At 73.7% G+C, this 20,721-nt stretch carries 22 protein-coding genes; 13 read left to right on the forward strand and 9 right to left on the reverse strand.

Annotation, left to right across the window (positions count from 1 at the left end; genetic code table 11):
* The first annotated feature begins 116 nt into the window (after positions 1–116).
* On the forward strand, positions 117–503 hold the full coding sequence (locus GA0070614_RS18410) for a VOC family protein (RefSeq protein ID WP_088977128.1): 387 nt from the start codon (positions 117–119) through the stop codon (positions 501–503).
* 69 nt (positions 504–572) lie between these two features.
* On the opposite strand, the gene GA0070614_RS18415 is transcribed toward GA0070614_RS18410, so the two are convergent.
* Positions 573–740, reverse strand: coding sequence for a carboxymuconolactone decarboxylase family protein (locus GA0070614_RS18415; RefSeq protein WP_231933322.1), 168 nt, complete (start codon positions 738–740; stop codon positions 573–575).
* A gap of 41 nt (positions 741–781) precedes the next feature.
* Here GA0070614_RS18415 and GA0070614_RS30275 point away from each other — a divergent pair, with 41 nt between their 5' ends.
* A complete protein-coding gene (locus GA0070614_RS30275) occupies positions 782–952 on the forward strand; it encodes a hypothetical protein (protein ID WP_231933323.1) in 171 nt (56 codons plus the stop codon).
* A 120-nt stretch (positions 953–1,072) separates the two neighbouring features.
* Here GA0070614_RS30275 and GA0070614_RS18420 read toward each other — a convergent pair whose 3' ends face one another.
* Positions 1,073–2,752 (reverse strand): DNA repair helicase XPB, encoded by a 1,680-nt coding sequence (locus GA0070614_RS18420; RefSeq protein WP_088977129.1) that lies wholly within the window; start codon positions 2,750–2,752, stop codon positions 1,073–1,075.
* 178 nt (positions 2,753–2,930) lie between these two features.
* Between GA0070614_RS18420 and GA0070614_RS18425 the strand changes: the two genes are divergently transcribed.
* On the forward strand, positions 2,931–3,848 hold the full coding sequence (locus GA0070614_RS18425) for a L,D-transpeptidase family protein (protein WP_088977130.1): 918 nt from the start codon (positions 2,931–2,933) through the stop codon (positions 3,846–3,848).
* A 129-nt stretch (positions 3,849–3,977) separates the two neighbouring features.
* Complete coding sequence (locus GA0070614_RS18430) at positions 3,978–4,211, forward strand: hypothetical protein (protein ID WP_088977131.1); 234 nt, start codon at positions 3,978–3,980, stop codon at positions 4,209–4,211.
* Positions 4,212–4,216: 5 nt separating this feature from the next.
* Here the strand turns inward: GA0070614_RS18430 and GA0070614_RS18435 are convergent, their stop codons facing one another.
* Positions 4,217–6,685 carry a helicase-associated domain-containing protein gene (locus tag GA0070614_RS18435; protein WP_088977132.1) on the reverse strand — a complete coding sequence of 823 codons (2,469 nt, stop codon included), beginning with the start codon at positions 6,683–6,685 and terminating at the stop codon, positions 4,217–4,219.
* An 84-nt stretch (positions 6,686–6,769) separates the two neighbouring features.
* Here GA0070614_RS18435 and GA0070614_RS18440 point away from each other — a divergent pair, with 84 nt between their 5' ends.
* Positions 6,770–7,393, forward strand: a complete 624-nt coding sequence (locus GA0070614_RS18440) for an HAD family hydrolase (protein WP_088977133.1) — start codon at positions 6,770–6,772, stop codon at positions 7,391–7,393.
* Between the two features lie 29 nt (positions 7,394–7,422).
* Positions 7,423–7,809: a cold-shock protein gene (locus tag GA0070614_RS18445; protein ID WP_088977134.1), complete on the forward strand. Its 387-nt coding sequence runs from the start codon at positions 7,423–7,425 to the stop codon at positions 7,807–7,809.
* Here GA0070614_RS18445 and GA0070614_RS18450 read toward each other — a convergent pair.
* A complete protein-coding gene (locus GA0070614_RS18450; protein ID WP_088977135.1) occupies positions 7,770–8,654 on the reverse strand; it encodes a 1,4-dihydroxy-6-naphthoate synthase in 885 nt (294 codons plus the stop codon). The two genes, GA0070614_RS18445 and GA0070614_RS18450, sit on opposite strands and share 40 nt — an antisense overlap.
* Before the next feature lie 576 nt (positions 8,655–9,230).
* On the opposite strand from GA0070614_RS18450, the gene GA0070614_RS18455 reads away from it, so the two are divergent.
* Entirely contained in the window at positions 9,231–10,109 is an 879-nt protein-coding gene (locus GA0070614_RS18455; RefSeq protein ID WP_157745038.1) for a GNAT family N-acetyltransferase, read from the forward strand.
* Here GA0070614_RS18455 and GA0070614_RS18460 read toward each other — a convergent pair.
* A complete protein-coding gene (locus GA0070614_RS18460) occupies positions 10,081–10,731 on the reverse strand; it encodes a futalosine hydrolase (protein ID WP_088977137.1) in 651 nt (216 codons plus the stop codon). The two genes, GA0070614_RS18455 and GA0070614_RS18460, sit on opposite strands and share 29 nt — an antisense overlap.
* On the reverse strand, positions 10,728–12,449 hold the full coding sequence (locus GA0070614_RS18465; protein WP_088979502.1) for an MFS transporter: 1,722 nt from the start codon (positions 12,447–12,449) through the stop codon (positions 10,728–10,730). Before GA0070614_RS18465 ends, GA0070614_RS18460 begins: the two co-directional genes overlap by 4 nt.
* A 99-nt stretch (positions 12,450–12,548) precedes the next feature.
* On the opposite strand from GA0070614_RS18465, the gene GA0070614_RS18470 reads away from it, so the two are divergent.
* Positions 12,549–13,388, forward strand: a complete 840-nt coding sequence (locus tag GA0070614_RS18470) for a DUF3027 domain-containing protein (RefSeq protein WP_088977138.1) — start codon at positions 12,549–12,551, stop codon at positions 13,386–13,388.
* Between the two features lie 45 nt (positions 13,389–13,433).
* Here GA0070614_RS18470 and GA0070614_RS18475 read toward each other — a convergent pair whose 3' ends face one another.
* The gene (locus tag GA0070614_RS18475; RefSeq protein WP_088977139.1) at positions 13,434–13,691 is read right to left on the reverse strand and encodes a DUF2530 domain-containing protein; all 258 of its coding nucleotides are present in this window, start codon (positions 13,689–13,691) and stop codon (positions 13,434–13,436) included.
* 88 nt (positions 13,692–13,779) lie between these two features.
* Here GA0070614_RS18475 and GA0070614_RS18480 point away from each other — a divergent pair, with 88 nt between their 5' ends.
* The 5 genes from GA0070614_RS18480 (at position 13,780) to thpR (ending at position 18,404) form a co-directional block, all read left to right on the forward strand.
* Complete coding sequence (locus tag GA0070614_RS18480) at positions 13,780–15,255, forward strand: NCS2 family permease (RefSeq protein ID WP_088977140.1); 1,476 nt, start codon at positions 13,780–13,782, stop codon at positions 15,253–15,255.
* Positions 15,256–15,377: 122 nt separating this feature from the next.
* Complete coding sequence (locus tag GA0070614_RS18485; protein WP_172892462.1) at positions 15,378–15,827, forward strand: MarR family winged helix-turn-helix transcriptional regulator; 450 nt, start codon at positions 15,378–15,380, stop codon at positions 15,825–15,827.
* Positions 15,828–15,896: 69 nt separating this feature from the next.
* Positions 15,897–17,183, forward strand: a complete 1,287-nt coding sequence (locus tag GA0070614_RS18490; protein ID WP_088977141.1) for an MFS transporter — start codon at positions 15,897–15,899, stop codon at positions 17,181–17,183.
* Positions 17,184–17,346: 163 nt separating this feature from the next.
* Positions 17,347–17,829, forward strand: coding sequence for a hypothetical protein (locus GA0070614_RS18495; RefSeq protein ID WP_088977142.1), 483 nt, complete (start codon positions 17,347–17,349; stop codon positions 17,827–17,829).
* The gene (gene thpR, locus GA0070614_RS18500) at positions 17,826–18,404 is read left to right on the forward strand and encodes an RNA 2',3'-cyclic phosphodiesterase (RefSeq protein ID WP_088977143.1); all 579 of its coding nucleotides are present in this window, start codon (positions 17,826–17,828) and stop codon (positions 18,402–18,404) included. Before GA0070614_RS18495 ends, thpR begins: the two co-directional genes overlap by 4 nt.
* A 103-nt stretch (positions 18,405–18,507) precedes the next feature.
* Here the strand turns inward: thpR and GA0070614_RS18505 are convergent, their stop codons facing one another.
* Both GA0070614_RS18505 and sepH read right to left on the reverse strand, forming a co-directional pair.
* Positions 18,508–19,494, reverse strand: a complete 987-nt coding sequence (locus tag GA0070614_RS18505) for an aldo/keto reductase (RefSeq protein ID WP_088977144.1) — start codon at positions 19,492–19,494, stop codon at positions 18,508–18,510.
* 93 nt (positions 19,495–19,587) lie between these two features.
* On the reverse strand, positions 19,588–20,667 hold the full coding sequence (sepH, locus tag GA0070614_RS18510; RefSeq protein ID WP_088977145.1) for a septation protein SepH: 1,080 nt from the start codon (positions 20,665–20,667) through the stop codon (positions 19,588–19,590).
* Positions 20,668–20,721 lie beyond the last annotated feature (54 nt).

Genomic DNA, 20,721 nt, shown 5'->3' on the forward strand with positions numbered 1-20,721 from the left:
GTCTCCGCACAGGGGTTGGCGGGCCGCACCCAGCGGCCCGCCAACCCCTTTCGCGTACGTGTCCAGCAGGTAGACCAGGACGGCCGAGGCGAGCTCGATCTGGCAGGTTGGAACCCATGGAACGCGTGACCGGCATCGGCGGGGTCTTCTTCCGCGCCGCGGACCCCGACCGGATCAACCAGTGGTACGCCACGCACCTCGGCGTCGATCTGGCACCGACGTCGTACGACGTGTCCTCCTGGTGGCAGCAACCCGGGCCGACCGTGGTGGCCGCGATGCCGGCCGACTCCGAGCACTTCGGCGGCGCCGAACACTCCTGGTCACTCAACTTCCGGGTCGCCGACCTCGATGCGATGGTCGCCCAGCTGCGCGGTGCCGGTATCGACGTCGAGGTCGACCCCGAGGAGTACCCGAACGGCAGATTCGCCACCCTGCGCGATCCGGAGGGCAACGTGATCCAGCTCTGGGAGCCGGACGGCGCCGACAGCCGTGGACCGGCTTGAGGGGTTCGATCCGCGGCGCGGCGCGGGCCCGGCACAGGATCGAAGGGTCCCGGGCCGGGTCGGAGGGCGTCAGTCGAACGCGGCGGCGAACATGCCCGGCTCGTACGAGCCGCCCTTCTGGTGCAGGATCACGGCGAGCCGGTTGGCCGCGTTGATCAGGCCGACCAGACAGACCAGGGCGGCGATCTGGTCGTCGTCGTAGTGCTTGCGCACCTGCGCCCAGGTCTCGTCGGACACGCCCCGGTGGGCGTCGGCGAGCCGGGTGCCCTCCTCGGCGAGTGCCAGCGCGGCCTGCTCGGCCTGCTCGGCCTCGGATCCTGCACCTCGACGGCGAGCTGGACACGGTCCTGGCGCTGCGTGTCGACGACGGCCTCATCACCGGGATCTACGCCGTGCGCAACCCCGAGAAGCTGTCCCACATGGAACGGGAGACCATCCTGAGCCGGTGAGCCGACGTGACGCCGTCACGCCGACCGGCCCGCAGAGATCGACTCGGCTCGCGGCGTGTTGCGGGGTCGGGGCGGACTGGATACCGCGACACGCCGCAAACCGAGTCGATCAAGGCAGTGTCAGTCGAACGACGGCAGGGACGGTCCCAGGACGTCGTCGGCGTCCACGATCGTGTACGCGTACCCCTGCTCGGCCAGGAAGCGCTGCCGGTGGGCCGCGTACTCCGTGTCGATGGTGTCCCGGGAGACGACGGTGTAGAAGTGCGCCTGCCGCCCGTCGGCCTTCGGCCGCAGCACCCGCCCGAGCCGCTGCGCCTCCTCCTGGCGCGACCCGAACGTCCCGGACACCTGGATCGCCACCGCCGCCTCCGGCAGGTCGATCGAGAAGTTCCCGACCTTGGAGATGACGAGGGTGCGCAGTTCGCCGGAGCGGAACGCGTCGAACAGCCGCTCGCGCTCCTTGTTGGTGGTCGAGCCCTGCACGATCGGCGCGTCCAGGTACTCACCGAGCTGGTGCAACTGGTCGAGGAAGCCGCCGATCACCAGCACCTGCTCCTGCGGGTGCCGCTCCACCAGGGCCCGCACCACCGGCAGCTTGGTCCGCGCCGTCGCCGCCATCCGGTAGCGCTCCTCGGACTCCGCCGTCGCGTAGGACATCCGCTCGGCGTCGGTCAGGGTGACCCGTACCTCGGTGCACTCGGCCGGGGCGATCCAGCCCTGCTGCTCGATGTCCTTCCACGGCGCGTCGTACCGCTTGGGGCCGATCAGGCTGAACACGTCGCCCTCCCGGCCGTCCTCGCGGACCAGGGTGGCGGTGAGGCCGAGCCGGCGGCGGGCCTGGAGGTCCGCGGTGAACCGGAAGATCGGCGCGGGCAGCAGGTGGACCTCGTCGTAGACGACGAGGCCCCAGTCGCGGGCCCCGAACAGGTCCAGGTGGGTGAACGCGCCGCCGCGCCGCGAGGTGAGCACCTGGTACGTGGCGATGGTGACCGGTCGGATCTCCTTGCGCTCCCCGGAATACTCGCCGATCTCGTCCTCGGTCAGCGAGGTGCGGGCGATCAGCTCGCGCTTCCACTGCCGGCCGGCGACCGTGTTGGTGACCAGGATCAGCGTGGTCGCCTTCGCCTCGGCCATCGCCGCAGCGCCGACCAGCGTCTTGCCGGCGCCGCAGGGGAGCACCACCACGCCCGACCCGCCGGCCCAGAACGCCTCCACGGCCTCCCGCTGGTACGACCGCAGCGTCCACGGCCTGCCGCCGTCCTTGCCGCCCTCGGCCAGTTCGATCGGGTGCGCCTCGCCGTCGACGTACCCGGCCAGGTCCTCGGCCGGCCAGCCGAGCTTGAGCAGCGCCTGCTTGAGCCGGCCCCGCTCCGAGGGGTGCACCTGGATGGTGTCGTCGTCGATCTTGTTGCCGAGCATCCCGGCGAGCTTCTTGCTCTTGGCGACCTCGATCAGCACCATCCGGTCCAGCCCGCGCAGCACCAGACCGTGCGCGGGATCGTTGGCGAGCTGGAGCCGGCCGTACCGGTCCATCGTCTCGGCCACGTCGACCAGCAGGGCGTGCGGCACCGGATAGCGGCTGTACTTGATCAGCGAGTCCACCACGCCCTCGGCGTCGTGGCCGGCCGCGCGGGCGTTCCACAGCCCGAGCGGGGTGAGCCGGTAGGTGTGCACGTGCTCGGGCGAGCGCTCCAGCTCGGCGAAGGGCGCGATCGCCATCCGGCAGGCCTGCGCGTCGGGGTGGTCGATCTCCAGCAGCAGGGTCTTGTCCGACTGCACGATCAGTGGTCCACCGCTCACGCCAGCGTCCTCTCCTCGGCCGGGTCGCCGGCCACCGTGTCGCCGCAGGTGGCACCCGCCGCAGGCCGACCATCCAGTGTTGCACGGGGTCTGGGATGTAAAGAAAATTGCCCGAACGACGCAACGTTTCCGGATCCCCGCACGTCTACCAATGGGACGGTCGATTCGGGAGGGCGCCATGAGACACACGGGTATCACCATCCGGATCGCCGCCCTGGCCGTGGTCACGCTGGTCGGTGCGGGTGGATGCGCGCTCGATCCGCAGGCCGACCCGGGTGGCACTGGAGGAGGGCTCGCCCCGGTCGGCAAGGCGGAGCAGGTAACGGGGGCGAGTGGCGTCTCCCCGGCCGACCAGCGGACCCGTCCGACACCGTCGGTCGCCCCGCCGGCCGAGCCGGCCGCGCCGCGCAAGGCGACCGCGGCGTCGGCGACGCGTACCAGGACCCCGCCGACGCCCACCCAGAAGCGGCGGGCCCCGGCCGCCCCCCAGCCGGTCACCAAGACCCGCTGTGACCAGGGCGAGTACCAGCGCGAGGTCGAGGGGTACCTCGCCCGCCTCGGTGGCTTCGGCACGGTCACCGTGGACGGCCGGCAGACCGATGCCGACTGCGCCGCGATCAAGAAGTTCCAGCTGCGGTACGACATCCGCCCCGCCGCCGGCCGCGCCGGACCGCTGACGTACGACGTGGCGAAGCGGCTCGCCACCACCGACACCAGCCGGTGCGACACCGGTACGGGCATCACCTTCTGCGTGGACCTGACCCGGCAGACGACCTGGGTGATGAAGGGCAGCACGGTGGTGGCCCGCCCGACGGTGACGCGTACCGGGATGGCGGGCTTCGCCACCCCCGCCGGGACGTACAAGATCAATTTCCGGAACATCAAGGAGTGGTCGGACCCGTACGACGTCTGGCTGCCGTACTGGCAGCGCTTCAACGGCGGGATCGGCTTCCACGAGACCACCACCTACCTGCACAACGGCGCGATCGGCTCGCACGGCTGCGTCAACCTGCTGCACGCCGACGCGGTGCGCTGGTGGGAACTCGGCGCGGTCGGCTCGCGGGTGGTGCTCGTCGGCCGCCGCCCCGGCACCTGATCCACCGCCGCCGCCCCCGTCCGCAGGGCCCGCTCCCGCGACACGGCCGACTCGGGGTTTTATCCCCTGTGCGCCAGGCCTGTCCGGTGTCACCCTGGGAGCACGGGCCGTACGGGCGGGGGAGGCTGGATGAGCGTCGACCAGGAGTCGGTCACCGATGACGAGGGCCCGGCCGACGAGATCTCGACGGCGACCCTGGTCGGGTACGCCGCCGCCGCGTTCGCCCTGGTCGGGTGGTTCTTCTTCGGCTGGCTGGTGCAGCGGCAGGGCTTCGTCGCCTCGGTCGGCGAGACGGCGGGAGCCGCCTTCGGCCTGCTCCTCGCCGTCTCGGTGATCGGCACGTTCCGCCGCGACCGGCGCTGACCGGGTCAGTCCTCGCGTACCGCGGCGGTGATCCGGTGCAGCGCGAAGGTGTGCAGCATCTCGGTCCGCTCGTCCTCGGCGCGCAGGTAACCCGCGCCGATCGACACCGGTCGCACCAGCCGGGACGCCGTCGCCCCGTGCGCGTCGACGTACCCGACCCAGACCAGCGCCTTGTCCCGCAGCGCCTGTTGCAGCACCGCCAGCGCGTCGCTGTGACTGTGCGCCGGCATCGGTCCGGCCGTCGCCCGTGCCGCGCCGCCGCGTACCACCGCCGGGGCGCGGCGGGCGGCCCGCGCCGCCGCGTCGCCCCGCCGGATCTGCTCCACCACCCCGAGCAGGCGCGGCATCGCCAGCTTCGGCGCGGACAGCGGGTCGACGCCCCGGGTGCCCACCGACGCGCGGGCGGGCGCCCGCCGGGTCTTCGGCCGGGCGAGCACCGCCGAGCCGGTGGCGTCCTCCGGCACCGGCGCGTACCCGGCGTCGCGCAACGCGAGCAGCATCCGCTGCACCTGGTACGGGGTGACCAGCACCGTCGGGGCCAGCCGGCGGAACGCCAGCGGCTCCAACCGTCGGTCGGCCAGCACCTCGGCGAGCAGCGCCTCGTCGTCACTGCGCACGTACCCGCCGGCGGAGCCGACCCGCAGCCCGCCGTGCTTGCGGGCCACGTCGTCCACCAGGTAGGTGAGCCCCTGCGGGACCGGGGTACGCGACCGGCGGCGGAACAGGGCGTGCAGGTCCTCGGCGGTGTAGCCGGCGTCCAGGGCCCGCCGGACGCTGGCCGGGGTGACCCGGTGCACGCTGGCCCCACCCGCCGACTCGTGCTCGGCCACCACGTCCAGCTCCGCGGCGAGGGTCGGATCCGGCGGTCCGGGCACCACCACGGACAGGTCGGCCTGCACCAGGAAGTGGTCCACCGGGGCGGGCAGCAGGGCGTCCAGCGCCCGTACCGCGCTCGACGGGTCCCCGCTCTCGGCCTCGGAGCGCAGGCCCAACGTGTCGTCCCCGCCCCGCTCGTCGGCCTCGGTCACGTCGCCCAGCAGCAGCCGCGCGTACGAGGTGAGCGCGCCGAGCCCCGTCACGCCGAGCTGGGCCGCCTCGGTCAGCACCTCCCGGTGCGCGGCCTCCCGGCCCCGGCTGCGCCGGGGCGCCCGCCAGTCCAGCAGGGCCAGCACCTCGTCCGGGGTGGGCGCGGTGGCCGGCTCCAGATCGGCCAGCACCCCGAGCACCGCCCGCCGGGCGGCCGGCGCGCCGGCCCGTTCCGCCTCGGCGGAGAGCACACTGATCGGGCGGTCCCGGTCGTCGCGCTGGCCGACCAGCCCCACCTGGCGGCTCATGGTGAGCCAGGCGCGGGCGAGCTGCTCCCAGCGGTGCGCCAGCGACATCGCCCGCCACACCTCGTACCCGCCGGTGGGCAGCACCTGCTGGTCGGCGCCGTACCGGCCGGTGGTCGCCCCGGGCAGGTCCGCCTCACCGACCAGCCCCGCCGCGTACGCCACCTCCAGGACCAGCGCGGTGTTCGCCTCGTCCAGCCCCGTCGTGCGGGCCAGCCGGCGCAGGTCACGTACCCCGACGCCGCCCGAGCGGAGCACCGGCGCGGGCTCGGCGGCCAGGCTCTCCAGCAGCGCCTCGGTGTGGCGTACCAGCTCCATCGTCTGCCCGGCGCCGGCGGAGTCGGCCAGCTTCGGCTCGCGGGGCACGGCGGCCACCGGCGGCGGGCTGGTGCGCAGCGGGCCGAGCGGGCCGCTGTCGCGCCGCAGCAGCAGCCCCACCTCGCGGGGCAGTTCCACGGTGCCGGTGGAGACCCGGACCAGCAGCCGGGCGTCGACCAGCCAGCGCACCGGGGAGCCGGTGGGCGCGCCGCCGTTGGTGGTGTCCGGGGGGAGGTCGTCCTCGGCGCCGACGGCGGGGGCCTGGAGGGCACCCGGCGGCACGCTGCCGACCGGCGGGCCGGCGGCGAGCCGGTCCAGGACGGCGCGGGCCGACGGGGGAGCGGCCAGCAGCGTCCGGCGCAGCTTCGCGGCGTCCGCGCAGAGCGCCGCCGCCCGCGGGTCCAGCTCCGCGGCCGGTCGGCCCAGCCCCGCCGGGTACGGGGCGACCTCGTCCACGCTGCCGGCCACGCGCAGCGCGTGCTCCGGGCCGTACAGCAGGAAGAGCGCGCGCAGCCGGTCCACCGCGCGCCGGACCGTGGTCGGCGCGGGCGGACGCGGCCCGGCGGTGGCCATCGCCAGCACGGCCTCGGTGGAGGTGGTGCCCTCCTGCGGGTGCCGGGTGAGCCGGGCGGCGTCGAGGACCTGGAGGGTGAACTGGTCCAGCCCGTCCAGCGCGCGGGCCACGGAGACCCGGGACTCGGCCCGGACGGCGAGGGCGGAGACGTCGGCCGGCACCGGCACGACGAGGTCGGGCCGCAGTTGCAGCAGGGCGGCCAGCGACTCGTCGGGCAGGGCGCGCAGGTGGTCGGCGAGTGAGGTGGTCATCGTCGTTCCACGCTAGCCCGCTGCGGGGTGGTCCCGCCCCTCGGACGTCCGGCTGGGTTCGCCGTCGGCGGGTACGTTCTCCGGGTGTCCTCCCTGACGGTCGGCTTCGACCTCGACATGACCCTGGTCGACTCGCGCCCCGGCATCGCCGCCTGCTACCGGGCCCTGACCGCGCGCACCGGCGTGCCGGTCGACGCGGAGCTGGCGGTGTCCCGGCTCGGCCCGCCGCTGCGCACCGAGATCGCGCACTGGTTCCCGCCGGAGCAGGTGGACGAGGCGGTGACGATCTACCGCGAGCTCTACCCGGCGTACGCGATCACGCCGACGGTGCCGTTGCCGGGCGCCCTGGAGGCGGTGGACGCGGTGCACGCCCGGGGCGGGCGGGTGATGGTGGTGACCTCCAAGATCGGCCGGTTGGCCCGACTGCACCTGGACCACCTCGGGCTGCGCGTCGACGAGTTGGCGGGTGACCTCTTCGCCGAGGAGAAGGCGACCGCGCTGCGCGCCCACGGCGCGACGCTGTACGTGGGCGACCACGTGGCGGACATGGTGGCGGCGGCGACGGCCGGGGTGCCCGGGGTCGGCGTAACCACCGGCCCGTGCGACCGCGACGCGCTGCGGGACGCGGGGGCGCACCTGGTGCTCGACGATCTCACCGGATTCCCGGCGGCGCTGGACCGGATCATCGGGCTAGCCTTGGAGCAGTAGACGTTCCGAGCGAAGCAGAGGTTCTTCAGGTGCCGACGGGTCGAGTGAAGTGGTATGACGCGGCCAAGGGATACGGGTTCGTCACCAGCGACGAAGGTGGCGACGTGTTCCTGCCCAAGGGCGCGCTACCGGCGGGTGTCACCGACCTCAAGGGTGGGCAGCGGGTCGACTTCAGCGTGGTGGACAGCCGCCGGGGCGCCCAGGCCATGGGGGTCAAGCTGCTGGAGGCCCCGCCGTCCGTGGCGGAGCTGCGCCGGCGACCGGCCGAGGAGTTGCACGGCCTGGTCGAGGACATGATCAAGGTGCTGGAGGCGAAGGTCCAGCCGGACCTGCGCCGAGGTCGGTTCCCCGACCGCAGGACCGCGCAGAAGATCGCTCAGCTGGTCCACGCGGTGGCGCGCGAGCTGGAGGTCTGAGGGACGAGCCCGGCGTCGGTGGCCCGACCCAGCAGCGCCTCCACGGCGGCGAACCCCGCGTCCCCCAGGTCCGCGGTGAACTCGTTGACGTAGAGGCCGATGTGCCGGTCCACCACGTCGGGCTCCATCTCCTGCGCGTGCGAGAGCACGTACTCGCGGCTGGCCTCCGGGTCGGCCCAGGCCTGCCGCACCGACTCGCGGATCCAATTGGCGGCCTCGACCGGGTCGACGGTGCCCTTGCGGGCCAGGATCGCGCCGAGCGGGATCGGCAGGCCGGTGTCGCCCTCCCACCACTCGCCGAGGTCGACCAGCGCGGTCAGCCCGTGCCGAGGGTAGGTGAACCGGGCCTCGTGGATGACCAGGCCGGCGTCGTACCGTCCGGCGGCCACCCCGGGCATGATCTCGTGGAACGGCACCACCTCGATCCGGGCCGGCGGCCGACCGGCGGACCAGAGCCGGAAGAGCAGGTACGCCGTGGTCCGGTCGCCGGGCACGGCGACGGTGGCCCCGCTCAGGTCGGTCCGGTCCGGCGTGGTGCCGGAGCCGGATCTGGTGGCGGTGGCGGTGCCGGAGTCGCCCGCGCCCCGGGTGAGGACCAGGGGCCCGCAGCCCCGGCCGAGCGCCCCGCCGCACGGCAGCAGGTGGTAGTCCTCCAGCAGCCAGGGCAGCGCCGCGTAGCTCACCTTCACCAGGTCGAACGCGCCGCGCTCGGCGGCCGTGTTCGTGACGTCCACGTCCGCGTAGGTCACCTCGACCGGCGGCGCGCCGGGCACCCGGCCGTGCACCAGGGCGTGGAAGACGAAGGTGTCGTTGGGGCAGGGCGAGATCGCCAGGGAGAGCGCCACGGTCCCAACGGTAGCCCCGCCGCAGCCCGGTCGCCCGCCGCGCCCACCCCGCTGTGACGCCCCCGGATCCCAGCTCCTGGGGAGGAGGAAGCGCACTTCGCCCCGCTACGGACTTGATGACGAATATGACTCGGCGGACGAAGGTCGCGAGTCGGTAGCGTCTCGCGCATGACGAGCGAGTACGTGCTGCAGGACCAACCCCACCGGAAGGTGGTACGGGTCGGCGACACGATCGCTCTGCGTTGTGCCCGCTCTGCGCTGTGCCCGCTCTGCGCTGTGCGCTGCTGAACTGGTCGGACCGGTCCCGGCCGTGGTCGGACCTCCCGCTCCACAGCCGTGGCCGCACCCTGCGATTCATATCTGTACTCAAGTCTGTAGCGGCTCGTCGGGACCCATCGTGCGTCGGAGATGAGGCGGTCATCGGGCCACGTCCGTCCCCGACCGTCGCCACCGCCCGGGCCGGCAGCTCTCGTTGTCCCCAGCCCGTCGCGTTGTCCACAGGGTTGTCCACACGGTTGTCCACAGGTTGGTCGAGGGTGTTGAGGACGGGCGTCGGCGCCGTCGAGCATGGTGGTCATGACGCGATCCGAGTCCACGGTCGACCTGGGTGCGACGCTCCGGGCACTGCGCCGGCACGTCGACCTGAGTCAACGCGAGTTGGCCGACCGGTCGGGGGTGCCCCAGGGCACGGTCGCCCGGATCGAGTCCGGGCGTACCGCCGACCCCGGCTTCCGCGTGGTGGAGCGGCTGGTGCGTGCGGTCTCCGGTCGGCTGACGATCTCTCTGCCGCAGGCCGGCACGCCCCTCGACGCGCCGGGCGGGGCGGCGACATGCTCCCTGCCGGCCGTGCCGTACGAGGGGCTGCGGGACGCGGCCGACCGGAACTGCCCCGCGCACCTCGACCCCAGCGAGGTCCGGGAGCCCCGGGACTGGCCGGGCGCCTGGTGGGCGCAGTTGCCCGGCTTGCGGAACCTGCCACCCCGGCAGTTCCCGATGCCGCTGCCCGCGACCACCTGGCACCGTGACCGGGGGCAGCGGGACCGACGGCGTGCGGCGGAGCGGGTCCGTCGGGAGTTCTCGGTGCGCCGGATCCACGACCCGCAGTCACCGACGTCGTGGCGGTTCGTCGCCGAACTGCCCGACGGTGAGCTGATCGGTGAGCTGCGTGCCCACGAGCGCAGCCCGCACCTGGCGTACGGCGGCGACGAGACGGTGTGGCCGCGCGAGCTGGTCCTCGACGGAGTGCTCGTGGCGCGGGAGCACCGAAGGCTGGGCATCGGCCGCCGGCTGGTGGACGCGCTGGTCGGGGCGATGGCCGAGGCCGGCGTCGGCCGGGTGCACGGAACCACGGAGGGGCCGGGCGTGGGCCTCCTGGCCGCCTGCGGCTTCCGTGCCGAATCCCGGGCGCTGAGGATGGCACGCACGGTCAGCGCAGCGCCCGGGCCGCCTCGCTGAGCGCGACGAACGCCTCCTTCATCCGCCAGGCCGCACGGTCGCGCGGGCCGATCGGATTGGAAATCGTGCGCAGCTCGGCGAAGGGGAGACCGGCCTGGGCGGCGGCCACCGCCACCCCGTACCCCTCCATCGCCTCGGCGACGGCGGCGGGATGCCGGTCGGCGAGGGCGCGGGTGCTCGCAGAGGTGCCGGTCACGGTGCTGACGGTCAGGATCTCGCCGGCGGTGGCTCCGGGCAGCGCCGCGCGCAGGGCGGCGAGCAGGTCCGGGTCGGCGTCGACGGCCGGTCCGCCGCCGAGCAGCTCCGGCGGCATGCCCAGCTCGTCGATCGGGAGGAACCCGTCGGGTGACTCCGCGCCCAGGTCCGCGGCCACGCTCCGGGTCCCGACGACCGTCCCGGCGACGGGTACGCGCCCGGCGAAGCCACCCGCGATCCCGGCGCTGACCACCGCCCGGTACGGCCGACCCGCCGCCTCGGCCAGGGTGAGCAGCCGGGCGGTCGCGGCCCCGGCCACCGCCGGACCCACCCCGACCGGCCGGACGGTCACCGTCGGGTCGGTCAGCCCGGCCCGGATCGCCTCCGCCTCGGCCGGCACGGCGGTCAGCACCAGCAGTCCGCTCACGACACCGGCCCGGGCGACTGCCGCCGCCGCTCGTCGTCGGCGTCGCCGGCACGCGGGACGGCCGAGGACGGCCGGTAGATGTGGTACCCGGGCGGGGCCAGCCCGGCGTCGTCGGAGGGCTGCCCGGTCGGGGCGGGCGAGGTCGGCGCGGCCTGCGCCGCGGCCTCCGCCGCGTCGTCGTCCACCGGGGTCCCGTCCACCAGGGTGTCGCCCCGGTGGTGGCCGTCCCGTCCGGCCTCCCGGTCGGCGGCCTCCTGGTCGGCGGCGGCCTGCGCGGCGGCGGCCCGGTCCGCCTCGGTCGCCTCCCGGTCCCGGTCGGTCAGCTCCTCGTCGGTGAGCGGCCGGCCGATGAGGCGTTCGGCGCGCAGCCGGCCGGCGACCAGCACACCCCGGCCGGCGGCGAGCACCCCGACCCCGGCGGCCACCGCGATGCCGATCCGCCCGTCGAAGGGGACGAGCCCCAGGCCGCCACCGGCGACGAAGGCGAGCATCAGGGCGGTCTCCGAGTGGGCGAACGAGCTGGCCCGCAGCCGCTCCGGGATCCGCTCCTGGATCGAGGCGTCCACGGCCAGCTTGGCGATCCCGCTGCTCATCGCGGCCACCAGGCAGAGCACCGCGACCATCGGCAGGGAGAACTTCACCGTGGCCAGGACCGCCACGCCCGCCACGATGACCATCGTGCTGGACTGGATGGCCGCCGGCCGGTGGATGCGCAGCCGGGTGCCGAGCGCGGTGGCCAGGAATCCGCCGACGGCCAGCGCCCCGCCGACCAGGCCCAACGCCATCTGGTCGCTCAGTTCCCGGCCGAAGAAGTCGGTGGTCAGGTCGCCCTTCTTCAACGCGAACGCCAGGAAGAGCAGCAGGAAGCCGTAGAGCGCGCGCAGCGCCGCCGCCCCGATCAGGGTGGCGATCACCAGCCGTCCGGCCGGTCGGCCCCGGCCCAGCGGGCGGTCACCGTCGCGGCGCAGCGCCCGCAGCGGTCGGGGCACCCGCTCCGGCGGCTCGGAGTCCGCCTTGGGGGGCAGCCGCAGCGCGATCACCATGCCGACCAGGAAGATCACCGACGCGACCCGGAGCGGCCACTGCGGCCCGAACCAGAACGCGGCCAACCCGATCGGGGCCACCAGTGCGCCGGCCACCGTGCCGTAGACGCTGGCCCGGGCCCCGACCTGGGAGAGCCCGAGGCCCTCCGGCAGCAGCCGGGGCACGGCCGCCGAGCGGGCCACGCCGTACGCGCGGGAGAGCGCCAGCACGCCGAACGCGGCCGGGTAGAGCCCGAAGCCGCCGATGTAGTCCGAGATCAGCCAGGCCAGGAAGGCCCGGCCGAGCATGGTGGTGGCCAGGGCGTACCGGCGACCGTGGCGGAAGTGGTCGAGCAGTGGGCCGACCACCGGCGCGAGCATGGCGAAGGGCACCATCGTGACCAGCAGGTAGAGCGCCACCTTGCTGCGCGCCTCGCCGAGCGGGACGTCGAAGAAGATCGTCCCGGCCAGCCCGATCGCGATCAGCGTGTCACCGGCGCAGGAGATCGCGTGCAGGTCGAAGAGGCGGACCATGCCGACCTCGTTGCCCGCCCCCTTGGCCCGGGCCGAGCCGGCCCGCCGGGTCATCCAGCGTCCGCCGCTGACGGAACCGCGGAGCAGCAGACGTACGGCGCGCACGCCCGTGCCGACGGTCCGGCCGAGGACGGACCGCCCGGAGCGGGAGGACAGCGGCATGTGCACCATCCTCGCCCATCTGCTCCACGCGCGTCGCGCCAGTGGGGGAAGAGGCCGCCCGGGGGGTCATCGGGGAGTCCCTGTCGGGCGGCGGCGCGCATGGGGAACAATGGTCGGGTGACCAGGCCCGCCTCCACCCGTGCCGCCCGCCTCGACCAGGTCTGCGCCGCCGCCGTCGAGGTGGCCCGTGACGCGATCACCGAGGTGGAGCCCTCCGACGTCGGCGACCACCTGCGCGCCGTCGCCGAGGGCGACCGGGTCGTCACGCACTACTTCGAGTGCCTGCTGGCCGGCTACCGGGGCTGGCGCTGGGCGGTCACGGTCACCCGGGTGGCGCGGAGCAAGCACGTCACCGTCTGCGAGACGGTGCTGCTGCCCGGCTCGGACGCGCTGCTCGCCCCCGGCTGGGTGCCCTGGCAGGAGCGACTCAAGCCGGGCGACCTCGGGCCGGGCGACCTGCTCCCCACCCCGGCGGACGACGAGCGCCTCGCCCCCGGCTACCTGCTCTCCGACGACCCGGCGGTCGAGGAGGTCTCCTGGGAACTCGGCCTCGGCCGGCCCCGGGTGCTCTCCCGCGAGGGACGCGCCGACACGGCCCAGCGCTGGTACGACGGTGACCACGGCCCGTCCGCACCGATCTCGGTGGCCGCTCCGGCCGCCGCCCGGTGCGGCACCTGCGGTTTCTACCTGCCGCTCGCCGGTGCGCTGCGGCAGTCCTTCGGCGCCTGCGGCAACTTCTACGCCCCGGACGACGGCCGGGTGGTGAGCGCCGACCACGGGTGCGGCGCGCACTCCGAGACGCTTGTCGAGAGCGCCGAGTCCGCGGTCGAGGAACTGCCGACGGTCTACGACGACAGCGCGGTGGAGGCCATGTCGGTCAGCCGGGCCCCGGGGTCGGTGGAGGCCGCCGAGCCGGGCGAGCCGTACGGCCACCCCTGACCGCGCCGCCGGCGTCCTGACCCGCCGGCCCAACACCGGGCCGGCTCAGCCCTGACCGGCGGCCTGTCGACGGCGGCGCCGGTTGGCGTCGTGCCGCATCATCACCGCCAGGCCGGGAAAGCCCCACAGGAATCCGGCCAGGCAGGTCCAGAGCCAGTTCTCGTGCCCGTGCTCGGTGAGCCAGCCGCGGAAGAAGACCAGCAGGACGAGGCCGGCGACGGCCCAGGCGACCAGCCCGGCGACCGCGAACGGCACCATCGGCGGGTCGAGCGGCTCGGGGCGCGGCGGTTGCTCCTGTGGCACGGGGCAAAGCGTACGCGATCAACTTTTCCTGCCGGGCCCTGATCTGGGACGATGCGCGCGACAACGGAAGATCACCTGCGAGGACCTGATGGCCATTGCGCCGCCGGACAACGGCACCCCGCCCGATCCCGCCCACCCGCGGAGCGGTTTCGACCGATTCTTCGAGATCTCCGCCCGTGGCTCGACGATGAGCCGCGAGGTCCGGGGTGGACTTGCGACCTTCTTCACGATGGCGTACATCGTGGTCCTGAACCCGCTGATCCTGGGCGGCGCCGTCGACGGTGACGGCAAGAAGCTCTCGATCCCGGCGATCGCCGCCGCGACCGCGCTGGTCGCCGGCCTGATGACGATGCTGATGGGTGTCGTCGGCCGCTTCCCGATGGCGCTCGCCGCCGGCCTGGGCGTGAACGCGCTCGTCGCGTACGAGATCGCCCCGGAGATGACCTGGGCCGACGCGATGGGCCTGGTGGTGATCGAGGGTGTGATCATCGCGGTCCTCGTGCTCACCGGTCTGCGGACCGCCGTGTTCCGGTCCGTCCCGACCCAGATGAAGACGGCGATCGGCGTCGGCATCGGCCTGTTCCTGACCATCATCGGCCTGGTCGACGCCGGGTTCGTCCGGCGGATCCCGGACGCGGCCAACACCACCGTGCCGGTCGGGCTGGGCATCAACGGCAAGATCGTCAGCTGGCCGATGCTGGTCTTCGTGGTCGGCCTGCTGGTGACCCTGGTGCTGGTGGTGCGCCGGGTGCGCGGCGCGATCCTGATCGGCATCCTCGCCTCGACCGTGCTGGCGATCATCGTGGAGGCGGTCGCCAACGTCGGCCCGTCGTTCGTGGACGGCAAGCCGAACCCCAAGGGCTGGTCGCTCAACGTGCCGGAGCTGCCCCGGCAGGTGGTGGACATCCCCGACCTGTCCCTGCTGGGCAACTTCAACGTGCTCAACTCGTGGAGCCGGGCCGGCTGGCTGGTGCCGCTGATGTTCGTCTTCACCCTGTTGATCACCGACTTCTTCGACACCATGGGCACGATGGTCGCGATCGGCCAGGAGGGCAGCATGCTCGACGAGCAGGGCACCCCGCCGCGGGCGAAGGAGATCCTGCTGGTCGACTCGATCGCGGCGGCGGCGGGTGGCGCGGCGAGCGTCTCCAGCAACACGTCGTACATCGAGAGCGCCGCCGGGGTGGCGGAGGGCGCCCGGACCGGCGTGGCCAACCTGGTCACCGGCGCCCTGTTCCTGCTGGCGATGTTCCTCGCGCCGCTGTCGTTGGTGGTGCCGTTCGAGGCGGCCTCGACGGCGCTGGTGGTGGTCGGTTTCCTGATGATGACCGCGGTACGCACCATCGACTGGACCGACTACGAGATCGCCATCCCGGCGTTCCTCACCATCACCCTGATGCCGTTCACGTACTCGATCTCCAACGGCATCGGCGCCGGCATCATCTCGTACGTGGTGATCAAGCTGGCGAAGGGGAAGGCGCGCGACATCCACCCGCTGCTGTACGGCGTGGCCGCGCTCTTCATCCTGTACTTCCTGCGCGGGCCGATCGAGTCCGTGCTGTAACGCCACCACCCGCTCCGGGCCGGGGAGTCGAACCGGATACCCGGCCCGGAGCAGGGCAAACTTCTCGTGAGCATGGTCATATCGCGTGTCGTTAGCCAGGCTCATTAGTTAAGCTAACGACTGTGACGGAGCGGACGGTGACGGCGAACCGCGTGCCACCGGCGCAGCTGGCACCTCAGCTGCGTGATGCGATAACCCGACTCAACCGGAGGGTCCGGCAGGCCCGCCCGGTGGGAGACCTGACGGTCACCCAGCTCTCCGCGCTCACCAGCCTCAAGCTGGCGGGCGCGCTGACACCCCGGGAACTGGCCGACATCGAGCGGGTGCAACCGCCGACGATGACGAAGATCGTCGCGAAGCTGGAGGAGCGCGGCCTCGTGCAGCGCACCCCCCATCCGACCGACGGTCGCCAGGTCATCCTCGCGGCGACCGAGGGGGGTCGGGCCGTGCTCGAACAGTTCGAGCGGGCCCGTAACGAGTGGCTGGCCGACCGGCTGGCCGCGCTCACGGAGGGTGAACGGGACACGCTACGGCGGGCCGCCGAGATCCTCCAGCAGCTCGCTCGCGCCTGAGCGCCCGTACCGCCGGGTCCGCGCCGTCCGTTGTGGATACGGCGTACGACCCGAGGAGGCGCACCAAGAGTGCAGGCGAAGCTGAGCACGATGTTCCAGTCCCTTCAGGTCCGCAACTACCGGCTCTTCGCATCCGGACAGCTGATCAAGCTGATCGGCGTCTGGATGATGTTCATCGCCCAGGACTGGCTCGTCCTCGAGCTCTCCGACGACTCCGCGACCGCGCTCGGTGTGGTCACCGCGCTGCAGTTCACCCCGGTGCTGCTGCTCACCCTGCTCTCCGGCCGGCTCGCCGACCGGTACGACAAGCGCATGCTGCTCTTCGTCGCCAACGCTTTCTGGACCGTGCTGGCGCTGGCCATGGCCGCCCTGGTGATCACCGGCCTGGTGCAGCTCTGGCACGTCTTCACCTTCGCCGCCCTGCTCGGCGTCGCGAACGCGGTGGAGACCCCGGTACGGCAGGCGTTCGTCAGCGAACTGGTCGGGACGCCGCTGCTGCCCAACGCGCTCTCGCTCAACGCGGCCACGTTCAACTCCGCCCGGATCGTCGGGCCCGCCGTCGCCGGCCTGGCCATCGCCGCCTTCGACGTCGGCCCGGTCTTCCTGGTCACCGCGCTCAGCTCGATCGCCCCGCTGGTCAACGTGGTCCGGATGCGTCCGGCCGAGCTGCACCGGGAGGCGCTGCTGCCGCGCGAGGAGCGGGCGTCGGCGAAGGTGATCGACGGGCTGCGCTACGTGCGCCGCCGCCCCGACCTGCTGCTGCCGATGGTGATGATCTCGGTGATCGCCACCTCGCTGTTCAACTTCCAGCTCACCCTGGCCGCGTTGGCCAAGACCGTCTTCGACACCGGAGCGGCGTCCTTCGGCCTGTTCAGCAGCGCGCTCGCGGTCGGGGCCCTGGTCGGGGCGCTGGCCGGCACCGGGCGGCGCAGCCGCCCCTCGGTGTGGCTGGTGCTCGGCGCGGCGGTCGCCTGTGCCACCTTCGGCACCCTGGTCGGGCTCGCGCCGGCGTACTGGCTGGTGGTGGCGCTGCTGCTGCCGACCGGGTTCTTCATGGTCTTCTTCGCCCAGGCGGCCAACCAGCGGATCCAGCTCGGCACCGACGCCGCCTTCCGGGGCCGGGTGATGGCGCTGTGGGTGCTGGTCTTCCTCGGCACCAACCCGGTCGGCGCGCCGCTGATCGGCTGGCTCGCCGAGACGTACGGCGCGGGGGCCAGCATCTGGATCGGCGGGCTGGTCTCGCTGGCGACCGCCCTGCTGGCGCTCACCTGGCAGCTGCGCCGCGACGGCGCCCGGCTGCGCTTCCGGGTGCTGCCCATGCCCCGCTTCTACGTCGTCTCCTCCCCGGACTGCTGAGCCCGACCGCCACTCGCGGCGGCGGGATTCCCGGCCCGACACCGCCATCCGGGAGAACCGACGGGTTTAAGGTCCGGATACCGGCAATCCCCTGGCGGACACCCGGCGTGGGCCTTAGCGTCGATGCGTGGAGGGCGGTAGCGGGGCGTGGACGCTGGCACTGATGATCTTCGCCGTGGCGTGCCTGCCGGTCCTGATCGCCCTGCTCTTCTGCTTCGACGAGATCGCCGACCGGGTCGCCTGCGGCTGGGCCGAGTGGCGGGAGCGACGCCGGGAACGGCGCACCATCGCCAAACTGGACCGCTCCTTCGGTCCGGACGCCTACGCGCTGGACATCGACCTGAGTCGGCTCGACCGGCCGGACCGGCGACCGCTGGAACGCATCGCCGCCGACCTGCGCCGCCTGGGCGAGCACCGGCTCGCCGCCGGCGGTCGCTCGGTGGTCTGGCACAGCTCGGTCATCGAGGCGTACGACGAGCGGCTCCGGGCCGCCTGCCGGGCACTGGGCATACCCGAGCACCTGGGCGAGCTGACCGGGGTCGACCGGGAGATCGAGCGGGTACGCGTCGAAGGGCTGCTCGCCCTGGCCGGACTGGACCTGCCGACCACCCGCGCCGGTCACCGACCCCGTGACCGGCGGGCGTGAGACTCTTCGTCGCGGTCTACCCACCACCGGCCGCCGTCGCGGACCTGACCGCCCGGATCGCCGGGCTGCGGGTCGGCGCCGCCCAGGCCGCCGGCGTCAACGTGCGCCTCGCCGACCCGGCGCAGCTGCACGTCACGCTCGCCTTCCTCGGCGAGGTGGAGGCCGACCGCCTGATCGACGTGGAGAGCACCCTGGGCCTCGCCGTCGAGACCGCCCGGAAGACCTGGGAGAGCAGCCCCCGGCTGCGCCTCGGCGGGGGCGGACGCTTCGGGCGCGGCCGGTTCACCGTCCTCTGGGTCGACCTGCTCGGCGAGGTGGAGGCGCTGCACGTGCTGGGCCGGCTGATCCGGTCCGGGCTGCGCCGCAACCGCCTCCCGCACGACGACCGGCCGTTCCGGCCGCACCTGACCGTCGCCCGCCCCGGCGACCGCGTCGACCGGTCCGACGTGGAGGCCGACCGGGCCGCCCTCGACGCGTACCGGGGCCCGGAGTGGCCCGCTACCGAACTGGTCCTGGTCCGCAGCCACCAGGGCCCCCGCCCCACGTACGACCGCCTGGCGGCCTGGCCCCTCTGAACGGCCCACCGGGAGGGGCGCGAGATGCGGCGAGTCGCGGTGACCCGACACCGGGACACCGCGACTCGCCGCAACTGGTGTCAGACGAAGGCGGTCGGTCGGCTCACCAGGCCCACGCCTCCGGTCCCGGACCGCCGTTGCCGACCGGCGGGAACAGCTCGTCGAGCCGCTCCTGCGTCGCCTCGTCGATGTCGACGGTCAGCGCGCCGAGGGTGCGGTCGAGCTGGTCGACGGTGCGCGGGCCGATGATCGGGGCGGTCACCCCGGGCCGGGAGAGCAGCCAGCCGAGCGCCACGTCCGCCGGGTCGTGGCCGAGGTCCGCGCAGAACTTCTCGTACGCCTCGATGGTCGACCGGTGCTCGGCCAGCGCGTCGGCGGCCCGGCCGCTGGTGCCGCGCGCCGCGCCGCCCTCGGCCATCTTCCGGATGACCCCGCTGAGCAGCCCGCCGTGCAGCGGCGACCAGGGGATGACACCCAGCCCGTAGTGCTGCGCGGCGGGGATCACCTCCAGCTCGACGTGCCGGGTGAGCAGGTTGTAGATGGACTGCTCGGCGACGAGGCCGAGGAAGTTGCGCTTCGCGGCGGCCGCCTGCGCCTGGGCGATGTGCCAACCGGCGAAGTTGGACGACCCGACGTAGATCACCTTGCCCTGGGCGACCAGCGTCTCCATCGCCTGCCAGATCTCCTCCCACGGGGTGCTCCGCGAGACGTGGTGCATCTGGTACAGGTCGATCACGTCGGTCTGGAGCCGGCGCAACGAGTCCTCGCAGGCCCGGACGATGTGCCGGGCGCTCAGGCCCTGCTCGTTCGGCCAGTCGCCCATCTTGCCGTACACCTTGGTGGCGAGGACGACCTTGTCGCGCCGCCCGCCGCCCTGGGCGAACCAGCGGCCGATGATCTGTTCGGTGATCCCCTCACCGGTCTGCCAGCCGTACACGTTGGCGGTGTCGAAGAAGTTGATGCCGTGTTCCAGCGCCCGGTCCATGATGGCGAAGCTGTCCGGCTCGCTGGTCTGCGGCCCGAAGTTCATCGTGCCGAGGCAGAGCCGGCTCACCGAGAGACCGGTGCGTCCCAGATTCGTGTACTCCATGGACCCACCCTGGCACGCGGGCACTTAGAGTGCCTCACCACGAACTCCGGCGCGGTGCCGGAGTGTCGTACGCGTGCCAGGGGTGGCCGTGGATCAGGAGGACTCGCGGGCCGCCGGCCCGCTGCCGAAGAGGACGTCGTCCCAGCTCGGCAGGCGCTTGCGCGGCTTGCCACCGGCCTCGGCGGTGTCGCCGCCGGCAGCGGCCGCCGCGGCGCCCGTCCGGCGCGGTCGCAGCACCGCCAGCGACGGTACGGCCGGGACCTCCTTCGGCGCGTCCGAGTCGTCGTCGAAGGCGGAACCCTGACCGCCGCCGAGCAGCGCTGCCGCACCCCCGCCGACCGCCCGCTGCCGGGGTGCCTCCGGACCGGCCATCGCGGCCGGGGACCGCGGGTCGAGCCCACGGCCGGAGGTGCCGCCGAGCGGCCGGTCCAGGGAGGCGAGCAGGGCGTCCCGCCCGGCCCGGATCGGGTCCCGACCCGGACGCGGCTCGGCGGCCGCCGGCAGGCCGTGCCCGCCCCGGCTCGGCTCGCCGCGCGACGGACCGGGCAGCGCGTGGCCGCCCCGCTCCGGCGCTGGCTCCTGGCCGAGGATCGGCGTCGGACGCTCGGCGCAGAGGTACTGCGCCATGTCGTCGTGCGGGGCGACGTTCTGCCGGGTCTTGTCGAGGTCCCAGACCGCCTGCGCGGTGGCCTTGCCCGACGGCCAGGTGGCGATGATCCGCCAGGTGCCGTCGTCGCGCCGGTAGGCGTCCCAGGAGATCTTCTCGGTGTCGATCCCGTGCTGGGCCAGCCGGCCGTTGACCACCTCGGCGAGCGGGGTGGGCTTCTCGGCGCCCTTGAGCCGGGTGCGCCGGGCGTGCTGGGCCAGCATGGCCCGCTCCTGGAGCACCGGACCGGCGTAGCGCAGGACGCGGTCGACCGGGACGCCGGCGATCCGCGCGACGTCCTCGGCGGACTCGCCGGAGCGGATCCGGGCCTGGATGTCCCGCGGGGAGAGCGACGGGGTCGGGTCGGCGGCGGCCGGCACCACGGAGAGGGGTGCGGCACCCGGCTCGGCGTGCAGCGCCGAGGCGATCCGGTCGTCGATGGGGAGGGCGAGCAGACGCCCGACCTCGTCGGCGAGAACCAGAGCCTGGCCGTCCTCGGAGAGGGCGACGAAGCGTACTGGGCGCATGGCGTTGCCTCCGTCCCGCTTCGCTGGCCGTCACGCCACGAGCCGGCCACCCGG

The sequence above is a fragment of the Micromonospora coxensis genome (assembly GCF_900090295.1).
In the GTDB taxonomy this organism is placed as follows: Bacteria; Actinomycetota; Actinomycetes; order Mycobacteriales; family Micromonosporaceae; genus Micromonospora; species Micromonospora coxensis.

Bases quoted from the DNA above. Each gene is read 5' to 3' on its own strand.
- GA0070614_RS18465 (WP_088979502.1), bottom strand. From the start codon at position 12,449: ATGCCGCTGTCCTCCCGCTCCGGGCGGTCCGTCCTCGGCCGGACCGTC.
- GA0070614_RS18435 (WP_088977132.1), bottom strand. From the start codon at position 6,685: ATGACCACCTCACTCGCCGACCACCTGCGCGCCCTGCCCGACGAGTCG.
- GA0070614_RS18430 (WP_088977131.1), top strand. From the start codon at position 3,978: ATGAGCGTCGACCAGGAGTCGGTCACCGATGACGAGGGCCCGGCCGAC.
- GA0070614_RS18455 (WP_157745038.1), top strand. From the start codon at position 9,231: ATGACGCGATCCGAGTCCACGGTCGACCTGGGTGCGACGCTCCGGGCA.
- GA0070614_RS18470 (WP_088977138.1), top strand. From the start codon at position 12,549: ATGGGGAACAATGGTCGGGTGACCAGGCCCGCCTCCACCCGTGCCGCC.
- GA0070614_RS18505 (WP_088977144.1), bottom strand. From the start codon at position 19,494: ATGGAGTACACGAATCTGGGACGCACCGGTCTCTCGGTGAGCCGGCTC.
- GA0070614_RS18410 (WP_088977128.1), top strand. From the start codon at position 117: ATGGAACGCGTGACCGGCATCGGCGGGGTCTTCTTCCGCGCCGCGGAC.
- GA0070614_RS18480 (WP_088977140.1), top strand. From the start codon at position 13,780: ATGGCCATTGCGCCGCCGGACAACGGCACCCCGCCCGATCCCGCCCAC.
- GA0070614_RS18425 (WP_088977130.1), top strand. From the start codon at position 2,931: ATGAGACACACGGGTATCACCATCCGGATCGCCGCCCTGGCCGTGGTC.
- sepH (WP_088977145.1), bottom strand. From the start codon at position 20,667: ATGCGCCCAGTACGCTTCGTCGCCCTCTCCGAGGACGGCCAGGCTCTG.
- GA0070614_RS18495 (WP_088977142.1), top strand. From the start codon at position 17,347: ATGATCTTCGCCGTGGCGTGCCTGCCGGTCCTGATCGCCCTGCTCTTC.